The sequence below is a fragment of the Thermodesulforhabdus norvegica genome (assembly GCF_900114975.1).
Classification (GTDB): Bacteria; Desulfobacterota; Syntrophobacteria; order Syntrophobacterales; family Thermodesulforhabdaceae; genus Thermodesulforhabdus; species Thermodesulforhabdus norvegica.
Genome location: NZ_FOUU01000005.1, coordinates 1 through 22,257, shown reverse-complemented (window position 1 = coordinate 22,257; position 22,257 = coordinate 1). Strand labels below are relative to the sequence as shown.

Annotated in this window: 18 protein-coding genes, 1 tRNA gene and 1 rRNA gene; 16 read left to right on the top strand and 4 right to left on the bottom strand. The window is 49.3% G+C overall.

Annotation, left to right across the window (positions count from 1 at the left end; translation table 11 throughout):
- Nucleotides 1-36: 36 nt before the first annotated feature.
- Nucleotides 37-1,131 (bottom strand): TRAP transporter substrate-binding protein, encoded by a 1,095-nt coding sequence (locus BM091_RS08235; RefSeq protein ID WP_093394920.1) that lies wholly within the window; start codon nt 1,129-1,131, stop codon nt 37-39.
- Between the two features lie 591 nt (nt 1,132-1,722).
- Here BM091_RS08235 and BM091_RS14560 point away from each other — a divergent pair.
- On the top strand, nt 1,723-1,911 hold the full coding sequence (locus BM091_RS14560) for a TubC N-terminal docking domain-related protein (protein ID WP_093394918.1): 189 nt from the start codon (nt 1,723-1,725) through the stop codon (nt 1,909-1,911).
- Nucleotides 1,912-2,360: 449 nt separating this feature from the next.
- Nucleotides 2,361-2,603, top strand: a complete 243-nt coding sequence (locus tag BM091_RS08225) for a hypothetical protein (RefSeq protein WP_093394917.1) — start codon at nt 2,361-2,363, stop codon at nt 2,601-2,603.
- 336 nt (nt 2,604-2,939) lie between these two features.
- Here the strand turns inward: BM091_RS08225 and BM091_RS08220 are convergent.
- Nucleotides 2,940-3,014 (bottom strand) — tRNA-Thr (locus BM091_RS08220).
- A gap of 187 nt (nt 3,015-3,201) precedes the next feature.
- Between BM091_RS08220 and BM091_RS08215 the strand changes: the two genes are divergently transcribed.
- From BM091_RS08215 to BM091_RS08200, 4 genes are read left to right on the top strand one after another with little or no spacing between them, the layout of a single operon-like run.
- Entirely contained in the window at nt 3,202-3,513 is a 312-nt protein-coding gene (locus BM091_RS08215; RefSeq protein ID WP_093394915.1) for a FeoA family protein, read from the top strand.
- A 45-nt stretch (nt 3,514-3,558) separates the two neighbouring features.
- Nucleotides 3,559-5,526, top strand: a complete 1,968-nt coding sequence (locus BM091_RS08210; protein WP_093394914.1) for a molybdopterin-dependent oxidoreductase — start codon at nt 3,559-3,561, stop codon at nt 5,524-5,526.
- Nucleotides 5,523-6,176: a lactate utilization protein gene (locus BM091_RS08205; protein ID WP_093394912.1), complete on the top strand. Its 654-nt coding sequence runs from the start codon at nt 5,523-5,525 to the stop codon at nt 6,174-6,176. Before BM091_RS08210 ends, BM091_RS08205 begins: the two co-directional genes overlap by 4 nt.
- 51 nt (nt 6,177-6,227) lie before the next feature.
- Nucleotides 6,228-7,094: a chemotaxis protein CheW gene (locus tag BM091_RS08200; RefSeq protein WP_093394911.1), complete on the top strand. Its 867-nt coding sequence runs from the start codon at nt 6,228-6,230 to the stop codon at nt 7,092-7,094.
- Here the strand turns inward: BM091_RS08200 and BM091_RS08195 are convergent.
- Nucleotides 7,082-8,620, bottom strand: a complete 1,539-nt coding sequence (locus BM091_RS08195) for a YifB family Mg chelatase-like AAA ATPase (protein ID WP_093394909.1) — start codon at nt 8,618-8,620, stop codon at nt 7,082-7,084. The two genes, BM091_RS08200 and BM091_RS08195, sit on opposite strands and share 13 nt — an antisense overlap.
- A 138-nt stretch (nt 8,621-8,758) precedes the next feature.
- Between BM091_RS08195 and BM091_RS08190 the strand changes: the two genes are divergently transcribed.
- The 10 genes from BM091_RS08190 to BM091_RS08145 all read left to right on the top strand — a co-directional run bounded on the left by BM091_RS08190 (nt 8,759) and on the right by BM091_RS08145 (nt 22,158).
- Nucleotides 8,759-9,427: a DnaJ domain-containing protein gene (locus BM091_RS08190; RefSeq protein ID WP_093394908.1), complete on the top strand. Its 669-nt coding sequence runs from the start codon at nt 8,759-8,761 to the stop codon at nt 9,425-9,427.
- Between the two features lie 34 nt (nt 9,428-9,461).
- Nucleotides 9,462-10,817 (top strand): phosphoglucosamine mutase, encoded by a 1,356-nt coding sequence (glmM, locus tag BM091_RS08185; protein WP_093394906.1) that lies wholly within the window; start codon nt 9,462-9,464, stop codon nt 10,815-10,817.
- Nucleotides 10,818-10,831: 14 nt separating this feature from the next.
- Nucleotides 10,832-11,599, top strand: a complete 768-nt coding sequence (locus BM091_RS08180; RefSeq protein ID WP_093394905.1) for a type III pantothenate kinase — start codon at nt 10,832-10,834, stop codon at nt 11,597-11,599.
- Nucleotides 11,600-11,613: 14 nt separating this feature from the next.
- Nucleotides 11,614-12,522, top strand: a complete 909-nt coding sequence (locus BM091_RS08175; protein WP_143083123.1) for a S66 peptidase family protein — start codon at nt 11,614-11,616, stop codon at nt 12,520-12,522.
- The gene (locus BM091_RS08170) at nt 12,519-13,616 is read left to right on the top strand and encodes a serine hydrolase domain-containing protein (RefSeq protein WP_177193590.1); all 1,098 of its coding nucleotides are present in this window, start codon (nt 12,519-12,521) and stop codon (nt 13,614-13,616) included. Before BM091_RS08175 ends, BM091_RS08170 begins: the two co-directional genes overlap by 4 nt.
- 103 nt (nt 13,617-13,719) lie before the next feature.
- Nucleotides 13,720-14,859, top strand: a complete 1,140-nt coding sequence (locus BM091_RS08165) for a glycosyltransferase (protein WP_093394900.1) — start codon at nt 13,720-13,722, stop codon at nt 14,857-14,859.
- Between the two features lie 18 nt (nt 14,860-14,877).
- Nucleotides 14,878-15,813 carry a glycoside hydrolase family 130 protein gene (locus BM091_RS08160; protein WP_093394899.1) on the top strand — a complete coding sequence of 312 codons (936 nt, stop codon included), beginning with the start codon at nt 14,878-14,880 and terminating at the stop codon, nt 15,811-15,813.
- A 23-nt stretch (nt 15,814-15,836) separates the two neighbouring features.
- The gene (gene mutS, locus BM091_RS08155) at nt 15,837-18,473 is read left to right on the top strand and encodes a DNA mismatch repair protein MutS (protein WP_093395146.1); all 2,637 of its coding nucleotides are present in this window, start codon (nt 15,837-15,839) and stop codon (nt 18,471-18,473) included.
- Nucleotides 18,470-20,134: an N-acetylmuramoyl-L-alanine amidase gene (locus BM091_RS08150; protein ID WP_177193589.1), complete on the top strand. Its 1,665-nt coding sequence runs from the start codon at nt 18,470-18,472 to the stop codon at nt 20,132-20,134. Before mutS ends, BM091_RS08150 begins: the two co-directional genes overlap by 4 nt.
- Nucleotides 20,131-22,158 carry a ribonuclease catalytic domain-containing protein gene (locus tag BM091_RS08145; protein WP_093394896.1) on the top strand — a complete coding sequence of 676 codons (2,028 nt, stop codon included), beginning with the start codon at nt 20,131-20,133 and terminating at the stop codon, nt 22,156-22,158. The genes BM091_RS08150 and BM091_RS08145 overlap by 4 nt, the downstream gene beginning before the upstream one ends.
- A gap of 14 nt (nt 22,159-22,172) precedes the next feature.
- Here the strand turns inward: BM091_RS08145 and rrf are convergent.
- Nucleotides 22,173-22,257: ribosomal RNA gene (gene rrf / locus BM091_RS08140) — 5S ribosomal RNA — on the bottom strand; the annotation flags it as partial.

Below are 22,257 nucleotides of genomic sequence, written 5' to 3'. Positions count from 1 at the left end.
AGGGCACGGGGCGGGAACGCCCCTGCCCATCGCTTTTTAAGCCGAAAGCCCTATGGCCTTATAGTAGGCCGCTTCAGATACGGTCCCCCAGGCGCCTACTCTTGCCTTGAAAGCCTTGAAAGCCTCGTGAACCTTTCTCGCCATGGGATCCTTGTTTGCCTCTTCCTCAATGGTTTCTTCAGCAAGCTTTCTCAGATTCTCGAGAACCTGATCGGGAAACCTAACGAGCTGAACCTTGTGCTCATTGACAAGTGTCTGGAGGGCCGCTCCGTTCTGAGCTTCAAATTCACAGAGGCTCCAGAGGTTGGTCTCTGCCGCGGCTACATCTATGATTCTTTGCAGATCAACGGGCAGTGATTCGTAAGCCTTCTTGTTGAAGATTACCTCAAGGGTCGTACCGGGTTCATGCCATCCGGGATAGTAGTAGTACTTTGCAGCCTGGTAAAATCCCATTCGGAGATCGTGTAGAGGGCCTACCCATTCGGTCGCATCGATAACGCCTCGTTCAAGAGACGTGTAAATCTCACCGCCCGCAAGCAAAACCACCGTAGCACCCGCCTTTGATATAACCTTGCCTCCCAGGCCGGGAATCCGCATCTTAAGACCCTTAAAATCGTCTATTGTTTCGATCTTTTTGTTAAACCATCCTCCCATCTGAACGCCCGTATTACCCTGAGGCCTGGGAATAACGTTGAAGGGCGCATAGACTTCTTCCCATAGCTGAAGTCCGCCACCCGAATAGAACCATGCGTTCATCCCCTGGGCATTCAGTCCGAACGGAACGGCCGAGAACCACTGTGCCGCCGGGGTTTTTCCTGCCCAGTAGTAAGATGCGCCACTCCCGCACTCAACAGTTCCCTGGGACACTGCATCAAAGGTGCCCAGCGGTGGGACCAGCTCGCCACCCGCATAAACATCGATCTTCAAACGCCCTTCACTCATTTCTTCAACGCGCTTTGCAAACCGCTCTGCTCCGGTCTGAAGCACCGGCAGATCAGGTGGCCAGGTGGTCACCATTCTCCAGTGATAGGTTTTCCCTTTGGGCCAAACATAGGGTGCCTGAAGAGTCGTGGCAGCCGTTGCCGCAATTGCACCGGTACCAAGCTTCTTGATAAAAGACCTCCGATCCATACCTACCCTCCGAATTTTAGCAAGTTATAACCACAAACAGGCCAAAAGGCTAAGCTTTAAGACATAAAGAGCTTGTCCCAGCTTTCCCCTATATCAGGCAATCCACGAAAGTACGGGCTTACTTCTATAGCCGATTTAATTCCGGTTATGCCTTCTCTCCCTGAACGGACCGGCCTTAATCGGTAAAGGTCGGGGACGGACTTATAGTGAGACAAACCCACGAGTTACCCGCCAGGAACTGAGACATAGTAAAAACTTCAGACTGACGTCTTAACGAAATGAAAATTTTACGCACCCGCTTTCACAGCAAGGCCGGTTTTTTCCGATTGAAAAGGCTTTTCTAAACGGCGTTTATGCTAATTAAATTTAATTACAAAATCAAGAATTAATCGAGCCTGTGTTAGCAACACATTAATTGTCCGGCTTTTGTAGCACACAGATTGTCCGATTTTGGGTTGTAGCGATGGCAGAGGTGGAGGTGTTTTTTATATGCCATAAGGCGGACAGTATGGACAGTGCGGGCAGTAAATTTCCCATCATTTCTAGAAACGAAGAAGTTAATGAATTCATCACCTGGGAGGTTTAACTCGATTGTTCAAGGAATCAGCATTAAGAAAATTCCTGAACCAAGGCCTGCGTGTATGGCTGGACGGGCAAAAACTGAAATACTCGGCTCCGAAGTCTACCGCCGACGAAGCGGTAAACTTTTTGCGTAGACACAAAGCACGCATCATTGCCTTGATTCAAAATTACCACGAGAAGAAGAGGAACCCCAAATAGGCGTCCATCGTGAATGAACATTTTATCCCGGCAACCTGCCGAAGGTGCCGGCACGTCAGGCTATTAAAGCGATGGGATTACGTCGCCGCATATTGCGTAACGCACAGAATCAAGTTCACGATCCTCACAAACCCCGTATCGCTGGCCAACTGCCCCTTCCGAGAGGTGGTTCAAATGAGAAACAGGAGGGGGAGACAGAGAAAGGCCCCGAAAGGGGGAGGATATTACCCACTTGCCCGGGGCGAAACTCGCCGAATATGAGCCGCCTAGCGCTTCGGTTTCCACAGACAAAGGGACGGAAAGCAGAAAAAACGAGCTGTTCAGGGTGAAAATCCACGCCATCAGATCCTGGTAAGGTGTTAGGGGGGAAATTTTAACATGGCCCGTCTGCGAGGTGGAGGACGCGAAACGGCTATTAACAGGCTGGGCGGCCTGGCCGAAGCAATCAGATGATCCGTTTCTACGTAGGCGAGGTTGCCTGGCAGGTGAGCTGTCCTGCCCTGGGCGGAGCTCCTGTGAGGCTGTTCCACGAAAACGACCGTGTGCTCGGCCGTGAGGAAAAGGCTCAGGGGTATGTCGTTCACGAGCAGGGGACATCCTGGATGCCCTTCCTGACCGGTTGCAGAACAGGGGAAAGCCGAACCCGACCCCCTTATAATTCACAAAAGTTGCACGACTTTTTTACCCCTTAAGCGCTCGAAAGCTGGGCCGAACCGGGCCGTAAAACTTCCCCCTCCAGGAGAAGGACCCGGAGACGGGGTTGTATTCCCGTAGGGGAGCTCTCCGGCGAGAAGGAGCTTCCGGCCGGGGCCTTCGTTTCCTTCCCCTTGATGAAATCGGCCCGAAAAAGGCAAACAAACATTCAGGCCCCGCCGAATGAACTGGTCCTTCCCTGTGATCATACCTTTGCGGCACGGGGCGGCTTTTACAGAAGGCTCACTTCAGCGGGAACCTTCCCATGGGGACGCACTATAGGCGTACCGCAAATTCTGCCGTTTTCGGAAATTTGTGTGAGCTACTAAAATCACTGGAGCCGGCGACCGGATTTGAACCGGTGGCCTGCTGATTACGAATCAGCTGCTCTACCGCTGAGCTACGCCGGCACAACAGTAGTGCCGTTTATAGCACGTATGAATTTTGCCCGTCAAGTCACTTGATATACCGGGTAGATAGATGCTCCTGACAACCGGGCAGGCCTGTTTTCACAAATAGTTGCGTTGACGAAAATAAAACTTTGCTTTACCTAAGAACCGGATGCTAAATCCCGGTGTGCAAAAACGGTGAGAGTTTATGCTCATGAAAGATGACAATCCTAAGTGCGGTTTGTTTTACGAGTCTCGGGGAGGTTCAACGTCGGGTCGTGAAGAAGTTATACCCCTTTCCGAGACAAAACCGGGGGATCAGGTAAGGCTAGTTCGCCTTGATGGTGGAAGGCTTATGTGTGCCAGGCTTGCTCATATGGGGCTTTACCCGGGTGTTCAGGTTACAGTTGTTTCCGGAGGCCGTGGGGCCCCCGTAATCGTCAGGAAAGGCCACAGTACAATATCCATTGGAAGAGGTATGAGCAGAAAAATTCTGGTACAAAAGCTAAATCCTTCGTAAGATCTAATCTGAGGGGCTCAATTAGCGCAGGTAAAAGGACACAAAATGGAAACAGATAGCCAGAGAAAAGCGGTGATTACGGCATGCCGTGTAGATTGTCCCGATGCATGCTCCATAATCGCAACGAAAAACCCTGATGGGCGGTGGATACTCCGGGGCAATCCCGAACACCCCGTAACTCAGGGATTCCTCTGCAGAAAGGTGGCTTATTTCATCAAACGACACAACAGCCCTTCACGGCTGGTCCATCCCATGCTGAGGAAGGGTAACAGGTGGGTTGTTATAAGCCCTGACGAGGCCGTTGATATTTGCGCTGAAAAAATACAGAAATTACTAGCGTCCCCGGAGCGCATTCTTCATGTCCAGGGACACGGCGTCAGGGGTATATACCAGGATTCGGTCAGGTATTTCTTTGCTTCCATTGGATCATCCACAACGGACGGTTCGCTATGCGACGGCGCCGGGATCGAAGCTTCCATAACGGACTTCGGAACACTGGATCACAATGACATACTGGATCTTTTAAATGCAGAAATAATTGTCAACTGGGGAAAAGACTTAAAGAGAAGCTCCGTTCATCTTGCGGCCCTCACAAGAAAATTCAGAAAAAAAGGCGGCAGAGTCTTAACCATATCCCCCGGGGGCTGTGACCTCGAGGGGCTGTGCGATCATCATGTTCTCATTTCTCCCGGGACTGACAGATTCCTGGCCGCGGCGTTAATTAAAGAACTGATCCTCCCGACCGAGCCCGCTCGTGACTGCCCGGCTTTAAACAATTGTGACGGTGTCGAAAAATTTGAAGAGGCGTTGAAGTCCTTTGCCCTTCAGGACCTTCTGAGAATCTGTGGCGTGGATCGTCAGGATTTCGAAAGACTCAAAGCAATCTACGGAGGCAATTCCCGCGTATCGACGATCATTGGGTGGGGACTTCAGCGACACAGGCACGGTGGAGAAACGGTAAGGTGGATCAATGCACTGTGCTATCTGACCGGTCACGTAGGAAAACCCGGAGAAGGTGTTTATTACAACATATCGTCCAGGCGCTACTTCAACTACGACGGGGTAACCGTTCCCGAGGGAAGTGTCAACCCCTACCGCAGGTCATTTCCTCTCCCCAGGCTTGCGAAGTCACTACTACAGGCCGATCCCCCGATTGAATTTGCATGGATCCACGGAACGAACATAGTCAATCAGGCTCCTTCATCTTACGAGGTGGCTAAAGCCCTCAAAAAGATCCCCTTCGTCGTTGTAGTGGATGCCTTTTTCACGGATACCGTAAGGTTTGCCGACCTTTTTTTCCCCTCAACCTTGATGTGGGAAGATGAAGACATTGTAGCCTCTTGTATGCACAACTATGTGCAGTATGCTCGCGCCTTTCTGGAACCGCCCGGAGATGCTAGATCCGATCGGGAATGGATTGATGCTGTCTCGTCACGTATAAATCCACCCATCAAGCTGCCGTCGAGAAAAGAGTGCTACTCAAAGGCGCTGAAGTCACCGGCCTTTTCCGAAACCGCGCTGGATGAGCTCAGAACCAGAGGCTTTGTGAAGGCGAAGCATCCCGGGATTGTCTTTCTTGAGGGTAAAACGGCACGCCCTGACGGCAGGTTTCTTCTGGTAGATCGGCTTTCCCCAGAACCGGATTACCATCCTGACTTTCCCCTGAGGCTACTCTCACTGATTCGCGGGGAATTTCTTCACTCACAGATTCTTCCGGAAGATCACAGCGAAAGACCGCCTTATGTATGGGTTTCCGAGTCGTCGCCTTTTACCCGTGATATAAGAGACGGCGCTCTGGCCCGGATCATTACGCCCGTCGGCTCAATGAGGGTGAAGGTTAAGAAACTTCCTGAGGGAGTGATACATCCGAGGGTTGTTATATACCGGAGAGATGATTGGTGGAGATTCGGTGGGGGTATCAACCGCATTGTTGCGGATGAGATAACGGACATGGGAGTAACGGCAGCCTATTATCAACAGTGTGCAAGAATAGAGACGGAGGATGACCGATGAGCAAACCCGTTAATGACTACTGGAAGATCAAGCTGGAGAAGGTAAAGGAAAACCTTGAGAAAAATCAGTTTGAAGCCCACGTAGCAGACACCGCTACGGAAGCCTGCCATCTGGTTTTGAACTCCATCATTCCCGCCCTGAATCCCGGCAGTATCTCCTTCGGCGGGTCCATGACCGTTGTGGCAACCGGAGTTTACGAGGAGCTGAAAAAACGCAGTGATATCGAGATAATCGACACATATGATATGTCTCTTCCCATTGAAGAGCGGGTGGAAATACGGAGAAGGGCTCTTCTTTGCGATCTATTCATCACCGGTACCAATGCCGTGGTGGAAAGCGGGACGCTCGTTAACCTTGACGGAATGGGCAACCGCGTGGCCGCCATTACCTTCGGCCCCAAAAATGTTATAATCCTGGTGGGTCGTAATAAGATCTGTACGGATCTGGAAGAGGCCATGATAAGGGTCAAGGAATATGCGGCTCCGGTAAACGCCATGCGCCTAAGCCGCAGAACTCCCTGCACCAAAACGGCTCAGTGTGAAGACTGTGCCAGCCCCGAAAGGATCTGTAACTACTGGAGCATAGTAGAAAAGTCTGCTCCAAAAGGCAGAATTAAGGTGATACTCATAAATGAAGACCTTGGCTTTTAAACCCCGAGCCGGCCCCTTTCCGGGGCCGAACATTGCCGGAAGGCGTGTGCCATGCAGGAGACCTTCAGAAAAATAAGAAGCGCTGCATACCGGGGATATGCCGACGGGTCGGTGGATTTTTTCGGCAATCAAGTAGAGTTCATTACCGGATATTCCAGAGAGGATTTTCTATCAAGAACCGTTAAATGGATGGATATAATCCATAAAGAGGATCTATCTTCGGTAAAAGCAATTTTTAAAGAAGCGCTCCGTACGGATAAGACTTACATGAGAGAGTACAGAATCCTGACCAGGAATGGTTCACTGAGATGGATACAGGAATGGGGGCAGATAGTATGTGATGCGGAAGGAAACATAGACTATGTTATAGGCGTGATACTGGACGTGACAGAACAAAAGCAGGAAGAAGAGAGGAAGCGCCGCATTGCCCTCAGATCCGGAAGATACCTGACCTTTCGTGTCGGTCATAACGAATTCGGGGTTTCCATTGAAAACATCAGGGAGATCGTCGGATTATCCCCAATAACCCACATCCCGTCATGCCCCGAGTGCGTGCCCGGCGTAATAAACCTAAGAGGCAAAATCATACCCGTGCTGGACCTGCGCAAATACTACGGCATCATGGAAAGTAAGGCAGGCGAAAACGAATCTCTGATTGTAGCCGAGTATTCAGAAAGGGATACGACGATCTGGGCAGGGTGCACCGTTGATGAGGTATGCGAGGTCCTGTTCATAAAAGGTGAATTTATTGAGGAAATGGTGGATCTTTTTTCTCATTCGCTACCCACGGGAGTCTGGGGTGTGGCTAAGTTGGAAAAAAGGATGATTCTTTTGATCGACGTAAAGAGTATATTTGAGGACGTGTTCAAAAATCCGGAACTGCGAAGGCTGATAAAAACCCAGTTTCACGGCATGTAGCCCTGTCTGTCAAGGAGTCGATACTGTACTGCTTCAAGAATGTGGTGTTCTTCGATGATCTCTTTTTCTTCGAGATCGGCGATTGTCCTCGCCACCTTGAGAATCCGATGATAAGCCCTCGCACTCAAACGCATTGATCTCATGGCATCCTTCAGAAGGGTTTCGGCGCTTCTTCTGACCTTGCAGTAGCGCTCGATTTCATGGGGAAGTAGTGCTGCATTGGAAAACCGACCTGAATGACGAAGGCGTTCCCACTGACGTGTCCTTGCTCTGATAACACGATCACGTATCGCCTCCGAAGATTCTGCACCTTCGGCGCCCAAACCGTAAAGCTCATTAATGGATAAGGCAGGAACCGATATGTGAATGTCGATCCTGTCGAGAATGGGACCCGAAAGTTTCCCGACATAGCGCGCAATCTGGGTGCTGGTGCACCTGCATTCCCGCTGTCCTGATCCAAGATAACCGCAGGGACACGGGTTCATTGCCGCAACCAGCATAAATCTGGCCGGATAAGTGACCGTAATGGCCGCTCTTGAGATGGTAACATAACCGTCTTCCATGGGCTGTCTTAACAACTCGAGAACATTGCGCCTGAATTCGGGAAACTCGTCCATAAAAAGAACACCGTTATGGGCAAGACTGACCTCACCGGGTCTGGGAATGTGCCCTCCCCCCACGAGGCCCGCATCGGAAATGGAATGATGAGGAGCCCTGAAGGGCCTTTTCTTTACAAGAGGCTCCTCACCGGCAAGCATTCCGGCAACACTGTAGATGCGGGTCGTCTCCATTGCCTCGTCAAGAGACATAGGCGGCAAAATGGTCGGAAGCCTCTGGGCCAGCATGGTTTTACCTGAACCGGGCGGTCCCACCATCATTACATTATGCCCCCCGGCGGCAGCTACTTCCAGGGCTCTCTTTGCATGCTCCTGGCCTTTCACATCGGAAAAATCGATTTCCCAGGAATCTGCCTCTTCTAAAGGAGAACTCTCATTCTTTGCGCTTCTGGCGCTGACCGCCCCTTTAAGAATCTGCATCATCTCGTTCAGGTTTGACACCGGATATACATCAATACCGTCAATGAGAGACGCTTCTCGCGCATTATCTGCAGGCACAAAGAGAGCCTTTATTCCCGATTCCCTGGCCGCAAAGGACATTGACAGGGCACCGGGAACGGGTCTGATTTCACCGTCAAGAGAAAGCTCTCCAGCACAACAGAGCGGATCAAAGGGAGAGGATTCCACCAGGCCTGAGGCTCGTAAAATACCAACGGCGATAGGGAGGTCAAAGCCGGGCCCTTCCTTCCTGAGTTGAGCAGGTGCAAGGTTTACGGTAATGCGCTGATAGGGAAAGTCAAAACCGCTGTTCTTTATGGCCGCCCTTACCCGCTCCTTGCTTTCTCGAACAACGCTGTCGGGCAGGCCCACTATGTTAAAATAAGGCATTCCTGCCGAAATATCGACTTCGACTTCAACGGGATGAGCCTCTATGCCCACTATGGCAAAGGTCAAAACTCTTGCAATCATGGCCCCAATCGGTCAATCTTCTTGTTGTGTTGACACAGAAATTTTCTAGAATATTGACGGCAATTCGTAAAGTGAAAGAGCCTGGTGACGTGAGTGATGAGCGAAGGCAGGGTATTTTTGAGGTAGAGCAGAGTTAAGGTGAGTACGAAATCCTACTATGAAATTCTGGGTGTCTCGGTGGACGCCAGCCTGGAAGAGATAAAGCGTGCCTTCAGGTCCTTAGCCCTGCGCTGGCATCCGGACCAGAACAGCCGGCCCGACGCAAAAGAACACTTTCAGCAGATACGGGAAGCCTACGAAACCCTGATAGATCCGGAAAAACGCTCTCGCTACAATAGAACCCACGGAATTTGCCCCGCAAAAGACAGGCAAAAGAAACGGGTTTTCAGAAAAAATCCTGCCAGTGAGTTGCAGTGCAGTAAAATTGCCAGCGACATCATTGCCGATTATTTCGGGTTATATCGGGAATGCAGGGTCACAACAAAATGTCGGGATTTAAGATACGACTTCCATTTTACCCCCGCTCATCTGGAAAACGCCAGAAACGAGACAATCTCCTACGTGAGATGGGTTTATTGCAATGAGTGTGTGGGAAAAGGGCTTCCTTTCAGGTCCTGTGTAATGTGTCGTGGTAGGGGGTTTGTTGAAGAACGGGTTACCCTGACGGTTTCAATTCCTGCCGGTTGCCGATCGGGACATCAGATCCGTGTTCGGGGCATGGGCGACCACACGATCCCCGAAATCCCGGCAGGGGACTTGCTAGTTTACATCCACGTAGTAAACACAGAAAAAAATCACGAGAAATAAACCTGCGAAAGAGGGACGGCGAGGAGGAAACATCGTGGGACGGCTTTTCGGAACAGACGGAATAAGGGGCGTAGCCAATGAGTACCCGATGACGGCAGAAATAGCTCTCAAGGTCGGGGCTGCTGTGGCATCCTATTTTCGTAACTCCCACGGGCGCCCCAGGATACTCATAGGAAAGGACACACGCCTTTCCGGTTACATGCTGGAATACGCCATGGTCGCAGGGATATGCTCCATGGGGGCAGATGTTCTGCTTGCAGGCCCTCTTCCAACTCCCGGAATTGCCTTCATCACCAGGGACATGCGGGCTGATGCCGGAGTGGTTATATCCGCATCTCACAATCCCTACGAGTACAACGGTATAAAGATCTTTGCCGGGGACGGATTTAAGTTACCTGATCACATAGAGGAAGAACTCGAACGCCGGGTGACGAACTTTGAAACACTTTCTCTACCGCCCTACGAGATGATAGGTCGAGCACGCCGAATAGAGGACGTCCAGGGGCGGTACATTGTGCACCTCAAAAATACATTTCCTCCAGATGCCGATCTGGAGGGCATAACTTTAGTAGTTGACTGTGCCCACGGTGCCACCTACAAAGTGGCGCCTCTAATCTTCGAAGAACTGGGGGCTCGGGTCATAACAATCGGCACATCTCCCGACGGAAGAAACATCAACCGGGATTGCGGCGCCTTGCATCCCCAGGCTATGGCCGAAGCCGTGAAGCTCCACGATGCTCATGCCGGAATAGCCTTTGATGGGGATGGAGATCGCGTAATCTTTTCGGACGAAAAAGGTAACATTCTCGACGGTGACGTCCTGATGGCCATCTGTGCCAGAGACATGCTCAACCGCGATGCTCTGGCCCAGAGAACCGTGGTGGCAACGGTTATGAGCAATCTCGGATTGGAGATTGCCCTACGAAGAATGAATGCCAGGCTGATAAGGACTGCAGTTGGCGACCGCTATGTCGTCGAAGAAATGCGGCGGGGCGGATATGTGCTGGGCGGTGAACAATCGGGCCACATAGTATTTCTGAACCACAGTACCACCGGTGATGGAATTCTGTCTGCCCTTCAGGTACTTGCCGTTATGACAAGAGAAGGCAGACCTCTTTCGGAGCTCGCGTCCGTGATGGAGAGGATACCTCAAAAACTCACTAACGTCCCCGTCAACGGCACGATTAGAAGCCTTTCGCTAATTCCCGACTACGAAGTAACCTTAAAGAAAGTCGAAGCCTTCCTTGGAGATGACGGGCGCGTATTGGTCAGGCCGTCGGGAACGGAGCCGGTCATTCGGATCATGGTGGAAGCAACGAGAGAGGAGTTAATCGATAAGGCGACGGAAATGATAATCGATTTCCTGAAAAGGCATCTGGACATAAAATAATGGAGAAGACGATCATGCTGCTGGCAATCGACATCGGAAACACTCATACCGTACTGGGTCTTTTTAAGGATAAAGAGTTAATTTACGAATGGCGGCTCCGCACGAACATCGACATTACGGAAGACGAATGGGCTATCTACATTCATGACCTGTTTAAGATGGAAAAGATTAACTTCGGCAGGATAAAGCACGTGATAATTTCCTGCGTGGTACCGCCAGTTCTTCATGCCGTCGAGCAGTTTTGTGATAAATACCTCAGGGTGAAACCCCTAGTTGTCGGACCGGGCATCAAAACGGGAATGCCCATTCTCTACGAAAACCCCCGGGAAGTGGGAGCAGATAGAATAGTGAATGCCGTAGCGGCCTACGAAATTTACAGAGATGCAACAGTTGTAATAGATTTCGGAACGGCCACAACCTTTGATTACATATCGGAAAAAGGGGAGTATCTCGGAGGTGCCATCTGCCCGGGGATTCTGATCTCCTGTGAGGCGCTTTTTCAAAAGGCATCAAAACTCCCAAGACCACAGATTTTCGTCAGGCCAAAGTCGGTCCTGGGGAAGAACACAATGGATTCCATGAATGCGGGAATAATATTTGGCTATGCCGGCCTGGTGGAAGGTATAGTGAGAAGGTTTGAAGAAGAAATGAACAGAAGAGTAAGAACCATTGCAACGGGTGGTCTGGCCTCCGTCATTGCTCCTGTTTGCAAGGTCATAGAAAAGGTGGAGCCCAATTTGACACTTATGGGCCTGAGGATTCTTTTCGAGAGAAACTCTTGAACGGAAAAGCCTTTATGCCGAAACCGGTACCTCTGAAACCCGGGGATTCGATTGGCCTGATCGCTCCGTCTGGTGCATTCGATGCCGGAGACCTTGAAAAGGCCCTGAAGGTTTTACGGGAATACGGCTACACCCCGGTTTACAGTAATCACATTTTTTCCCGATACCGTGAAATGGCCGGACCTGACTGGATCAGGGCGAAAAACCTCATCGATTTCTGGAAAAATGAGAACATAGCATGCCTGTGGTGTATCCGTGGGGGATACGGAAGCATCCGCATCCTATCACGGTTGCCGCGTCATCTGGTCGAAAAAAACGATAAGGTTTTTGTGGGATACAGCGACATTACCTTTCTCCACAACTTTTTCATTGCCAACGGAAAATCGGTGGTCTTCCACGGTCCCAACCTGATCGATTTTTCTAATGCAGGTGAAGCTCGCAGAAGACGACTCATCTCCTTCCTGGAAGCCAGAATTCCCTTCAGATGGGACATAAAGGAAACCAATGTAATTCGTCGAGGTGTTGCTTCCGGGCGTTTGATAGGCGGGAACCTCACATGTCTGACTCACCTTCTGGGCACCGATTATCTACCCGGAAACTTCTGGCGAAAGGCCATCTTGTTCATAGAAGATCGAGGAGAAGCGGGATACAGGATTGATCGTATGTTAAATCACTTTAAAGAAGTCGGGATTTTTGAACATCTACAGGGTCTTGTACTGGGAAGTTTTACCGCCTGCGAACCCTACGATCGACTCAAGGAAAGGATACTTGACATCGTGAAACCCTACCAATTTCCGGTCATATGCGATCTTCCTTTCGGTCATTCCGCAGATCAGGATATCCTGCCCATGGGCCTGGAATACATCATCGATACCGGATCGGGATACTTTGCGCCAACCGAAAAGGTTTTCAGTACTCAATGAGCCTCTCAGAAACTATGGTTCAGGGCTTAAAGAAAAGGCTCTATACGGCAGCATCGGTGATCGTTGGTATAGATGGCAAGGTACTGGAAGAGCACCATGTGGGTTTTGACAGAGAAGGCGGTGCAGAGATTTCCGGCTCCACACTCTTCGATCTCGCCTCCCTCACCAAACCAATAGTGGTGGTATCACTTTTCATGAGAGAAATCCAGAAGGGCAACATCAAGCTTGAGGACAGGCTTGAAAAATTCCTTCCCTCAAAATGGATAGGCCGGGCATTCCGTGGGGTAACCATCGACCAGGTTCTTTCTCATAGAGCAGGTTTCCCTGCCCATGCAAAGCTTTTTGAACATCTCATAGGAACAGAGCCCGGCCGCAGGAAAGAAGAGTTCGTAAAGTACATTTTATCGTGCACCAGAGAAGCAAATCCCGTTTACAGCGACCTGGGTTACATCATCCTGGGATATGTACTCGAAACCGTTAATGAACGACCTCTTAATGAGATTTTCAGCTCCTCTGAAGGGATTTTCTATAATCAGCATTTATCATTCCTTCCCGTGAAAATGCCCGAAAGCCCCTGCTCGCCTCCCGTCCATTTCGCTCCCCCTCCACCCGCGGTCTCAACAGGATGGTGTCACTGGAGAAGGAGGCTTCTTTCGGCGGAAGTTCATGACTGTAATTGCTACTGGCTGGGAGGAGTATCGGGTCATGCAGGGCTTTTCGGTACATCAGGGGCTGTGTTTTCCTGGGCGTCCCGGCTGTGGAAAAGCTTCAGTAACAGAGATGGCCAGGAGTCGAACTTCTGGTGTTCCAGGGAGGTGATGTCGGAATTTTTGAGAAAACCCGATGATACTTCAAGCTGGGCACGCGGCTTTGACACTCCAACTCCGGGCAATTCAACGGTGGCACCCTACTTTTCTATGAGAAGTGTCGGTCATTACGGCTTTACGGGCACTTCCTTCTGGATCGACCTTGAGGACGGATTCACCATCGTGCTCCTTACAAACCGGGTCTATTACGAAACAGACCGGGAAATTTTTCGCCGGTTCAGGCGGACGGTTCACCGTAAAGCCCGTCTTTTAAATCGCCAGGTTTAAATCCGGTACAGGATCCTTTATATTTAAACCTGCTTCAAGTATCATAAGGGATCATTTGCACAAAAATGGGGCGGAAAATTGCACCTTTTAAGGAGAGTTGATCATGAGGCTCGTGCTTATTTCGACCTATCCTCCGATAGAGTGTGGAATAGCTACCTATACCCAGTATCTAACCGATGCTCTCAGAGCAGCAGGTGTTGACGTTTATATCGTCTGTCACGCCGGAGGATCGGGCAAAAACGTCTATCCCGCCTTCGACTACGAAGATCGAGACCTGCCTCACAGGGCTTTTTCAACGGCCATGAGATTTACGCCCGATGTGGTTCACATTCAGCACGAATTCGGACTTTTCGGCCCTTATTTTGGAATATCGGTAGTTTCGCTTATTCTTTTATTGCGTATTTTTGACGTCCCCGTTGTTACGACCTTACATACAGTGTACAGCGACATTCCCCCAACACACAGGATACTGTACGAGAGTATAATAGCTCAGAGCAGTAAGGTAATAGTCCACGAAGAGTTTCAGAAAAACTCTCTCCTTAATGCAATACCTTACATAGACGGCAATAAAATAGCTATAATTCCTCATGGCGCCCGCATAGTACATCCCGTTGAGGATGCCAAAGAAAAACTGGGGTTACCCGCAGATAAGAAGATTGTTCTGGTTATCGGCTACTTTAGACCTTCCAAGAACTTCGAGCTGGCCGTGGACATACTTCCCGAGGTTCTAAAAAAATATCCCGATGCTCTCCTTGTCATTGCAGGAAAAATTCGCGGATATGAGCACAAAGAGTACAGGAATATGCTTTTTAACAGGATCGCCGCATCTCCCGTTAAAGAACACATATACCTGATAAGGGGGCAGTTGTCCCAGCAAGCCTTTGATACCATTCTTTCCGCTGCCGACGTTGTGGTCCTGCCCTATCGCATAACATCCCAAAGCGGGATACTGGCTCACTGTCTTGCCTTCGGTAAACCCGTCGTAACCAGCAGTACGGAAGCAATGAAACAGACCATTGCCAGATCGGGCTCCGGTCTTACCTGCGAAACCCGCAAGGACTACGTCGAAGCTATCGTAAAAGTCCTTTCTGATGATGAATTTTCAAAGAAGCTTTCGGAAAATGCCCGTCAGTACGTGAAGAATCACATAAGCTGGCCTATTGTAGCAAGACGCCATATCGACATTTACAGTGATCTGGCAAAAGAGGTTATCTCAGGGGTGCATGTTGTGACGGTAGATTAGTATCAGGGAGGGTTTTCCATGGCCCATATTTACGACGTTTTCCAGAGGCATCCGAAAAATCCAATTCTCACCAGAGAGGATGTTCCGTATCTCTGCAATACCGTTTTCAACGCCGCCGTTTGTAAATTTAACGACGAGTATTTGATGCTTATAAGAGTGGAGGAAACCAGCGGAATAAGCCATCTTACTCTGGCGAGGTCCAAGGACGGCGTACATTTCACCGTCGATAAGGAACCCTGGATCCGTCCTTCTGAAGACCCCGAATATGAGCCTTATGAACGGTATGGTGTTGAGGACCCGAGGATTACTCAGATTGACGACGAGTTTCTCATAACATATGTGGCCTATGGCCCCTATGGCCCCAGGACCGGTATAGGCGTAACCAGAGATTTCAGGACCTTTGAAAGAATATGTTTGATGACTGAATCGGACAACAAGGACTGCGTAATTTTCCCCGAAAAAATAGGCGGAATGTACGTAAGACTTGACAGGCCCGGAGGTATGGGGGGACGCCGAGCCTGCATATGGATAAGCTATTCGCCGGACCTGATTTTCTGGGGACGGTCAAAAATGCTTCTTGCCCCTGAACCGGGCTGGGGAGCTTCAAAGCTGGGCGTATCAACTCCTCCCCTCAAGACCGAAAAAGGCTGGCTCGTTCTGTATCACGGGGTTCGTGAAACGGCCTCAGGAAGGATTTACCGCGTGGGTGCTATGCTTCTGGATCTGGAGAAGCCCGACAGAATTAGAGCGTACACTCCAAGGTTCATACTTGCTCCCAGAGAATATTACGAAAGGGTCGGTGACGTACCGAACGTCGTCTTTCCCTGCGGATTTACCGCCGAAAACGGGATCATGAGGGTCTATTACGGTGCAGCAGACACCTGTATATGTCTTGCCGAAGCCCCAATCGATGAGATCATACGGGCGTGTACGGCAAGGCCCGAAAATCCCTGAAGATGGAGGGGGAGACCGGAATAATGGGTTCCACCGAAAAGATGACCCCAATGATGAAGCAGTACATAGAAATCAAGTCACAATATCCCGATGCCCTTTTGCTCTACCGTATGGGTGACTTTTACGAACTGTTCATGGAGGACGCAGTAACGGCCTCCAGGATTCTGAACATAGCTCTTACGACTCGTGACAAAAACAGCGAAAACCCCGTACCCATGTGCGGAGTACCGCATCATGCCGCCGACACTTACATATCAAAACTCGTTGCAGCAGGTTATAAAGTGGCCATATGCGAACAGGTAGAAGATCCGCAAAAATCACGGGGGTTAGTGGAAAGGACTGTGACCAGAGTTATTACCCCCGGATTGATTCTCGAAGAACATAACCTCGATGCCAAACTTCCCAATTATCTGGCGGCTATTGCCGGCACCGATGGAACCTGGGGCCTGGCGTGGACGGATATATCCACAGGCGAATTCAGAATTTCAGAAGTAAACAAAATCGACGAACTCAAAGAAGAAATATCAAGGATCAGTCCCAGAGAAGCCTTGATACCTCAGAGCCTGGAAACAGCAGGCTATGAACTGGTGGGTCAGGATTCTCGGGTGGCCTTAGAGTTTCTCACCGACGATTATTTCGATATTTCCGAGGGAGAAAAAGAACTGCAGAAATTATTCTCCGTTCACTCCTTAGAAGGCTTCGGAATACATAAATATTCCTGGGCCATAGGGTGCGCCGGCGCAATCGTAAGATACATAAGAGACAACCACCTGCCCTTAAACCACCTGCGCCCGCCTCTTCCCTACCATCGCAGCGACTACATGATTCTGGATGAAACGACCATTCGCAATCTGGAACTTTTTTATTCTCAGAGTTTTCAGGGCAAAAAAGGATCTCTTTTCCATGTCCTAGACAGCACAAGCACTCCCATGGGTGGCCGTACCCTTCAGCAGTGGATCAGATACCCGCTGACCCTAAAAAATCAGATCAACAGGCGCCTAAAGGCTGTTGAAGAGCTCTTCTCGGATCAGGAAATCAACGATAAGCTAACAAGCGCACTCAAAAACATCTCAGATCTGGAAAGAATTCTAAGCAGACTGACGGCCGGAACGGCCACCCCCAGGGATTTAGCCTCCTTAAGGAAATCTCTCCGCTGTCTTCCTGCAGTTGAGGATTGCCTCAGCAAGTGTCGTAGCGCTCTTCTTACCGACATCAATTCTCAATGGGATTCTCTTCAGGACGTGGCGGATAGTATCGACGATATTTTGTTGGAAGATCCTGCCGTTAACTGGAGTACCGGATATGTTATTAAGGATGGAGTAGATGAGGAACTGGACCGATGCCGACGTCTGAGCCGTGACACCAGAAGCTGGCTTGTAGAATACGAACAAAAACAGCGCGATATAACGGGTATTGCTTCCCTCAAGGTCAAATACAACAGGGTATTCGGCTACTTTATCGAGGTTCCCAGATCACAGGTTCAAAAGGTTCCTGACTACTACCATAGAAAGCAGACCCTGGTAAACGCAGAGCGCTACTTTACCGATGAGCTCAAGGCCTTTGAGGTTGAGGCCCTCCATGCGGAAGAGCGCAGAGTTCAGCTTGAGCGAATGTGGTTTGAGCGGTTATGCGAAAGCATACTGCAACACAAGGAGCGAATTCAGAAAACGGCTGAATTAATCGGCATAATTGATTGCATAGCCTCCTTTGCCGAGGTTTCCCGGGTTAATAACTACGTGAAGCCCAACATCAACGAAGACGGCCTTATAGACATTAAAGAAGGACGCCATCCGATACTGGAAAAAATGCTTCCTCCGGGTACCTTTATCCCCAACGATGTTTATCTTGACATGGATTCACATCAAATTCTTGTAATTACGGGACCTAACATGGCAGGAAAATCTACCATCCTGAGGCAGATCGCTCTGATAGTTCTGATGGCTCACCTGGGATGCTTTGTTCCTGCCCGATCGGCCCGCATATGCACAGTTGACAGAATCTTTACCAGAATTGGAGCCGCCGACGATCTCGCCCGAGGTAGATCAACCTTTATGGTTGAGATGCAAGAAACCGCCCATATTCTACACAACGCCACACCCAAGAGTCTTGTAATACTTGACGAAATAGGCAGGGGAACCAGCACCTACGACGGAGTGAGCATAGCCTGGGCCGTAGTTGAACATCTCCACAACCTGTACGGTAAAGGCGTTAAGACATTATGTGCTACTCATTATCACGAGCTAACCGAGCTTGCCGACATACTTGAGAGGGTCAGGAATTTCAACGTCGCGGTAAGAGAACGGGACCAGAAAATCGTCTTTCTTCATAAGCTGGTAGAAGGCGGCGCAAACAAAAGCTACGGTATTCATGTGGCCAGGCTGGCCGGCCTTCCGGAGGCGGTTGTGCAGAGGGCGGGTGAAAAATTGCAGGAACTGGAAAATGCATCATCGGGTTACGAAATTCCAAAACGAGTTAAAGTAGCAAGAAGAAAACGTGAAAAGCACGTGGGGCTCCAGCTCCCACTTTTTACATCATCAAACGAATGGCTAAAGCGGGAAATCCTTTCGCTCGACCTGGATCGCACGACACCCCTTATGGCTCTGCAGATTCTGTACGCTCTACAGCGAAAATTGAAAATACAAGAGTCAGCGGAATCATGATACGAATATACCATCACCGTATTTTCTGGATCGTAGCGCTTATTGCAACTTTTTCGTACAACTGCACCGCAACAACCGTCGCTTACGGTCAGGAAGAACCGGGCTATTACGAGAAAGGCAGGGACTGTTATCGCAGGGTTCTTTCGCTGGGCAAAAAAGCCACCCCGGACATGTTTAAATCCTGCGTAGAACATTTTGACAGAGCGCTCCAGAGCACTAAAGCACCACCTGACAAGTGCCATTATTATCTGGGCCAAATTTACCATCGTTGCTTCGACATGTCGGGCAAACAAAGTGATTTCCTGAAGGCGCTATTTCATTACAGGACAATAACACAGCATCTATCGAGAAGTAACCTCGCCGACGATGCACAATTCCTCATAGGAATTCTCTATTCCTCTGTTGACATAGAGCAAGCATACAAGGAGTTGAAAAAAGTTGAGGAACTATTTCCCAACGGCGATATGCGAAACAAAGCCGCACAGAAAGCAAAGGAGCTGGAGAAACAGATTGCATTTCTTCATCCGGAAGTTAAAAAAGAGTCAACCACCACCGATACCGGGCTCATATACCTGGAAGAAGTATATCACTGGTCGGGCACGGACTATACCAGAGTAGTATTGCACACATCTTCTCCGGTCCGTTATGAAGTCGATACGCTACCCGCAGACCCGAAGGCTCAAAAGCCTCCCCGCCTGTTTCTTGACCTTTTTTCATGCCATGTCGGTGAAAATCTTGAAAATCGGATTACGGTAACTGACGGTTTCCTGAGGCAAATAAGAGTCGGTCAGTTTAATTCTTCAACCGCCCGGGTTGTTCTGGATCTGGAATCTATAAGAGACTACCGCGTGTTTACACTGGAAAATCCCTTCAGGATAGTGGTCGACATATTGGGAAAAGAACCGAAAAAGGTGGTTTCGCCGCCTCCAGTTTTGGACTCTCTGCCGGAACAACTGCATCTGGACATACGCACAATAGTCATCGATCCCGGCCATGGCGGCAAGGACAAAGGAGCAATAGGACCGACAGGCCTTTACGAAAAGGATGTAACACTCGCAATAGCAAAAGAATTAAAAAGAATCCTTGAGCAACGGGGTGGATATGAAGTTTACCTCACCAGAACAACCGACAAATTCCTATCCCTCGAACAGCGAACGGCAATTGCGAATGCGAAAAAAGCAGACCTTTTTATTTCCATTCATACGAACGCACACGAAGACCCCAGGCTGGGTGGCGTAGAAACCTACTTTTTGAATTTCTCCGCCGATAAAGAAGCAGCACGAGTTGCTGCACTGGAAAACGCCATTGCGGAGCACAAACTCAGCGATCTGGAAGCTATATTAAGAGACCTTCTATTTATAACAAAACTTCAAGAATCGTCCCAGCTTGCACAATCCGTGCATCAGCATCTGGTTAAAGAACTTCGGAAACGGAAAACGCACCTTCGCGATCTCGGCGTAAAACAGGCGCCCTTTTATGTGCTGATGGGGGCAAACATGCCGGCTATACTTGTTGAAGTTGCCTTTATAAGTAACCCAAAAGAAGAAAAACTTCTGAAAAACAAAATTTATGTCAAATATATTGCTGAAGGCCTGGCATCGGGTATAACCGATTACGCCCAGACAGTAGCAGGAATAGCTCGAGTGAGAGAGGGAAGATGAACAGGAAAGAGGAAATCCTTCCGGGAACGGTCGTAGAATTCTTCCAGGATCAGGAAGTTTATTGTGCCGTGGTTACGGGAACGAAAAATCAGCGTTTACTGGTCCTCTCGGAAGCGAACCGTGAGCTGAATATCTCCAGAAGTCGCATTTTGGGAGTCCTGGGCCCCAGAATAGACATAAACAAAAGTCGCGATGAGATTATTGATGCCCTGAAACGTATTAGCTCTGCAAGAAGCGAAAAATCGAAAAAACTGGACATAGAAGAACTTTGGGCACTTGTTGAAGAAGAAGGAGAATCCGGATTTACAATCCAGGAACTGGCCGGTTTCATGTATGAGGACCCCGATCCGGAACAGATGGCAGCACTTCAGAGAGCCCTAATTAACGACAAGCTCCTGTTTCAATACAAAGCCGGCATATTCTACCCGAGGTCAAGAGAAAACGTAGAACAGAAAAAAATTCAGATCGAGCGTGAAGAAGAGCGCAAACGCGAAGTTGCCGAAGGTGCAAAATGGCTTAAAACCCTTACAAAAGGTCACATAAAGGAACAAGAACCTCCCTGTGAAATTGTCAATAAGATAGTTGAAAGAATAAAAGATTTCGCAATCAGGTCCGGAGATTCGCCACACTTTGGCTTTGTAAAAGAGCTTTTTAAAGAAGCCGAACTAAATGTCGATCCTCAGGTTGCATTCCGAATACTGGTAAAAGCAGGAATCTGGAAGGAAGACGAAAATCTTCTCCTTTACCAGTTTGATATACCAAGAGACTTCAACAGAGAAACTCTGGAATTCGCCGAAAAAATAGATGAGTCTTCCCATGAAGACGCCCTAGATGCACTGCGGCGGGACTTGACGACGGAGCCCACTTTTTCAATAGACGGACCGGAAACACGGGATATAGACGATGCCCTTTCCGTATCATTCCTTTCAGAGGGGATTTACCTTATTGGAGTCCACATTACAGACGTATCATCCTACGTACAACCCGATGATCCGCTGGATAGAAGTGCACGATCCAGAATGTCGACGGCCTATCTGCCGGACGAAAGAATCCCAATGCTTCCCATAAGGCTGTCCGAAGATCTTTGTAGCCTCGTACAGGGAAAGAAGCGCCGCGCCATCAGTTTCCTGTTTCGGGTAGATGCAGAGGGCAACATCCTTTCGGAAGAAATAATACCCAGCTTCGTTTGCGTAAAAAAAAGACTTACTTACGACGAGGCAAACAGAATGATAGAAACGGACCCGGAACTACGGGTGCTACACAATGTGGCGAGAAGGCTTCAGGAAAGGAGAGTTGAAAAAGGCGCTCTGATTATTCATGTACCGGAGGTCCAGGCCTTAGTTGACGAAGACGGCACAATCCATCTGAAGCGCTACACTCAAGACGAACCTTCTCAGATTCTCGTATCGGAATGGATGATAGCCGCAAATTCTCTGGCTGCAAGGTTTTTTCAGGAACATTCAATTCCTGCAATTTATCGTTGTCAGAGTGAACCGAGAGAGGAAGAGGAAATTCCCGGTGCAAGCGATCATCCGCTGTTTTATATGCTTCACAAAAGGCGTCTTTTAGCGCGGGCAGAGTTTTCCATGACCCCTGAGAGACACTGCAGCCTGGGGCTGGATTGCTACGTAAGCATTACATCTCCTATTCGCAGATATGTCGATCTGGTCATGCAACGTCAATTAAGGCACTATCTGCTCAAGGGTGAACCATATTACGATCAGGAAAAACTTGACACGATCATAACCGAGATGAATGCAACCTTGCCGAAGATTGCATACGTATCACGCAGGTGGAACAGATACTGGATACTGAAGTACCTGAAGCAGCATGCAATAAAGGAAGTGGAGGCGCTTGTACTGGATCAGAACGAACGGTCTTTTCATCTCGTTTTACCTGAGTACATGCTGGAGACAAATGTAGTAAAAACGGGAGCTGAAAAGATTGCAACGGGACAGGTTATAAGGGCGGAAATTGAAAAGGTAAATCCTCGGGACGATACACTGAAAGTCAGAATCCTGTAATAAAAATAAAAAAGGATCGGCGGCGACCTACTTTCCCACGGGGTTTCCCCCGCAGTATCATCGGCGCTGAGGGGCTTAACTTCCGTGTTCGGGATGGGA

Coding starts and splice junctions, on each gene's coding strand:
- BM091_RS08235 (WP_093394920.1), bottom strand. CDS start 1,131: ATGGATCGGAGGTCTTTTATCAAGAAGCTTGGTACCGGTGCAATTGCG.
- BM091_RS08225 (WP_093394917.1), top strand. CDS start 2,361: ATGATCCGTTTCTACGTAGGCGAGGTTGCCTGGCAGGTGAGCTGTCCT.
- BM091_RS08215 (WP_093394915.1), top strand. CDS start 3,202: ATGCTCATGAAAGATGACAATCCTAAGTGCGGTTTGTTTTACGAGTCT.
- BM091_RS08210 (WP_093394914.1), top strand. CDS start 3,559: ATGGAAACAGATAGCCAGAGAAAAGCGGTGATTACGGCATGCCGTGTA.
- BM091_RS08205 (WP_093394912.1), top strand. CDS start 5,523: ATGAGCAAACCCGTTAATGACTACTGGAAGATCAAGCTGGAGAAGGTA.
- BM091_RS08200 (WP_093394911.1), top strand. CDS start 6,228: ATGCAGGAGACCTTCAGAAAAATAAGAAGCGCTGCATACCGGGGATAT.
- BM091_RS08195 (WP_093394909.1), bottom strand. CDS start 8,620: ATGATTGCAAGAGTTTTGACCTTTGCCATAGTGGGCATAGAGGCTCAT.
- BM091_RS08180 (WP_093394905.1), top strand. CDS start 10,832: ATGCTGCTGGCAATCGACATCGGAAACACTCATACCGTACTGGGTCTT.
- BM091_RS08175 (WP_143083123.1), top strand. CDS start 11,614: ATGCCGAAACCGGTACCTCTGAAACCCGGGGATTCGATTGGCCTGATC.
- BM091_RS08170 (WP_177193590.1), top strand. CDS start 12,519: ATGAGCCTCTCAGAAACTATGGTTCAGGGCTTAAAGAAAAGGCTCTAT.
- BM091_RS08165 (WP_093394900.1), top strand. CDS start 13,720: ATGAGGCTCGTGCTTATTTCGACCTATCCTCCGATAGAGTGTGGAATA.
- BM091_RS08160 (WP_093394899.1), top strand. CDS start 14,878: ATGGCCCATATTTACGACGTTTTCCAGAGGCATCCGAAAAATCCAATT.
- mutS (WP_093395146.1), top strand. CDS start 15,837: ATGGGTTCCACCGAAAAGATGACCCCAATGATGAAGCAGTACATAGAA.
- BM091_RS08150 (WP_177193589.1), top strand. CDS start 18,470: ATGATACGAATATACCATCACCGTATTTTCTGGATCGTAGCGCTTATT.
- BM091_RS08145 (WP_093394896.1), top strand. CDS start 20,131: ATGAACAGGAAAGAGGAAATCCTTCCGGGAACGGTCGTAGAATTCTTC.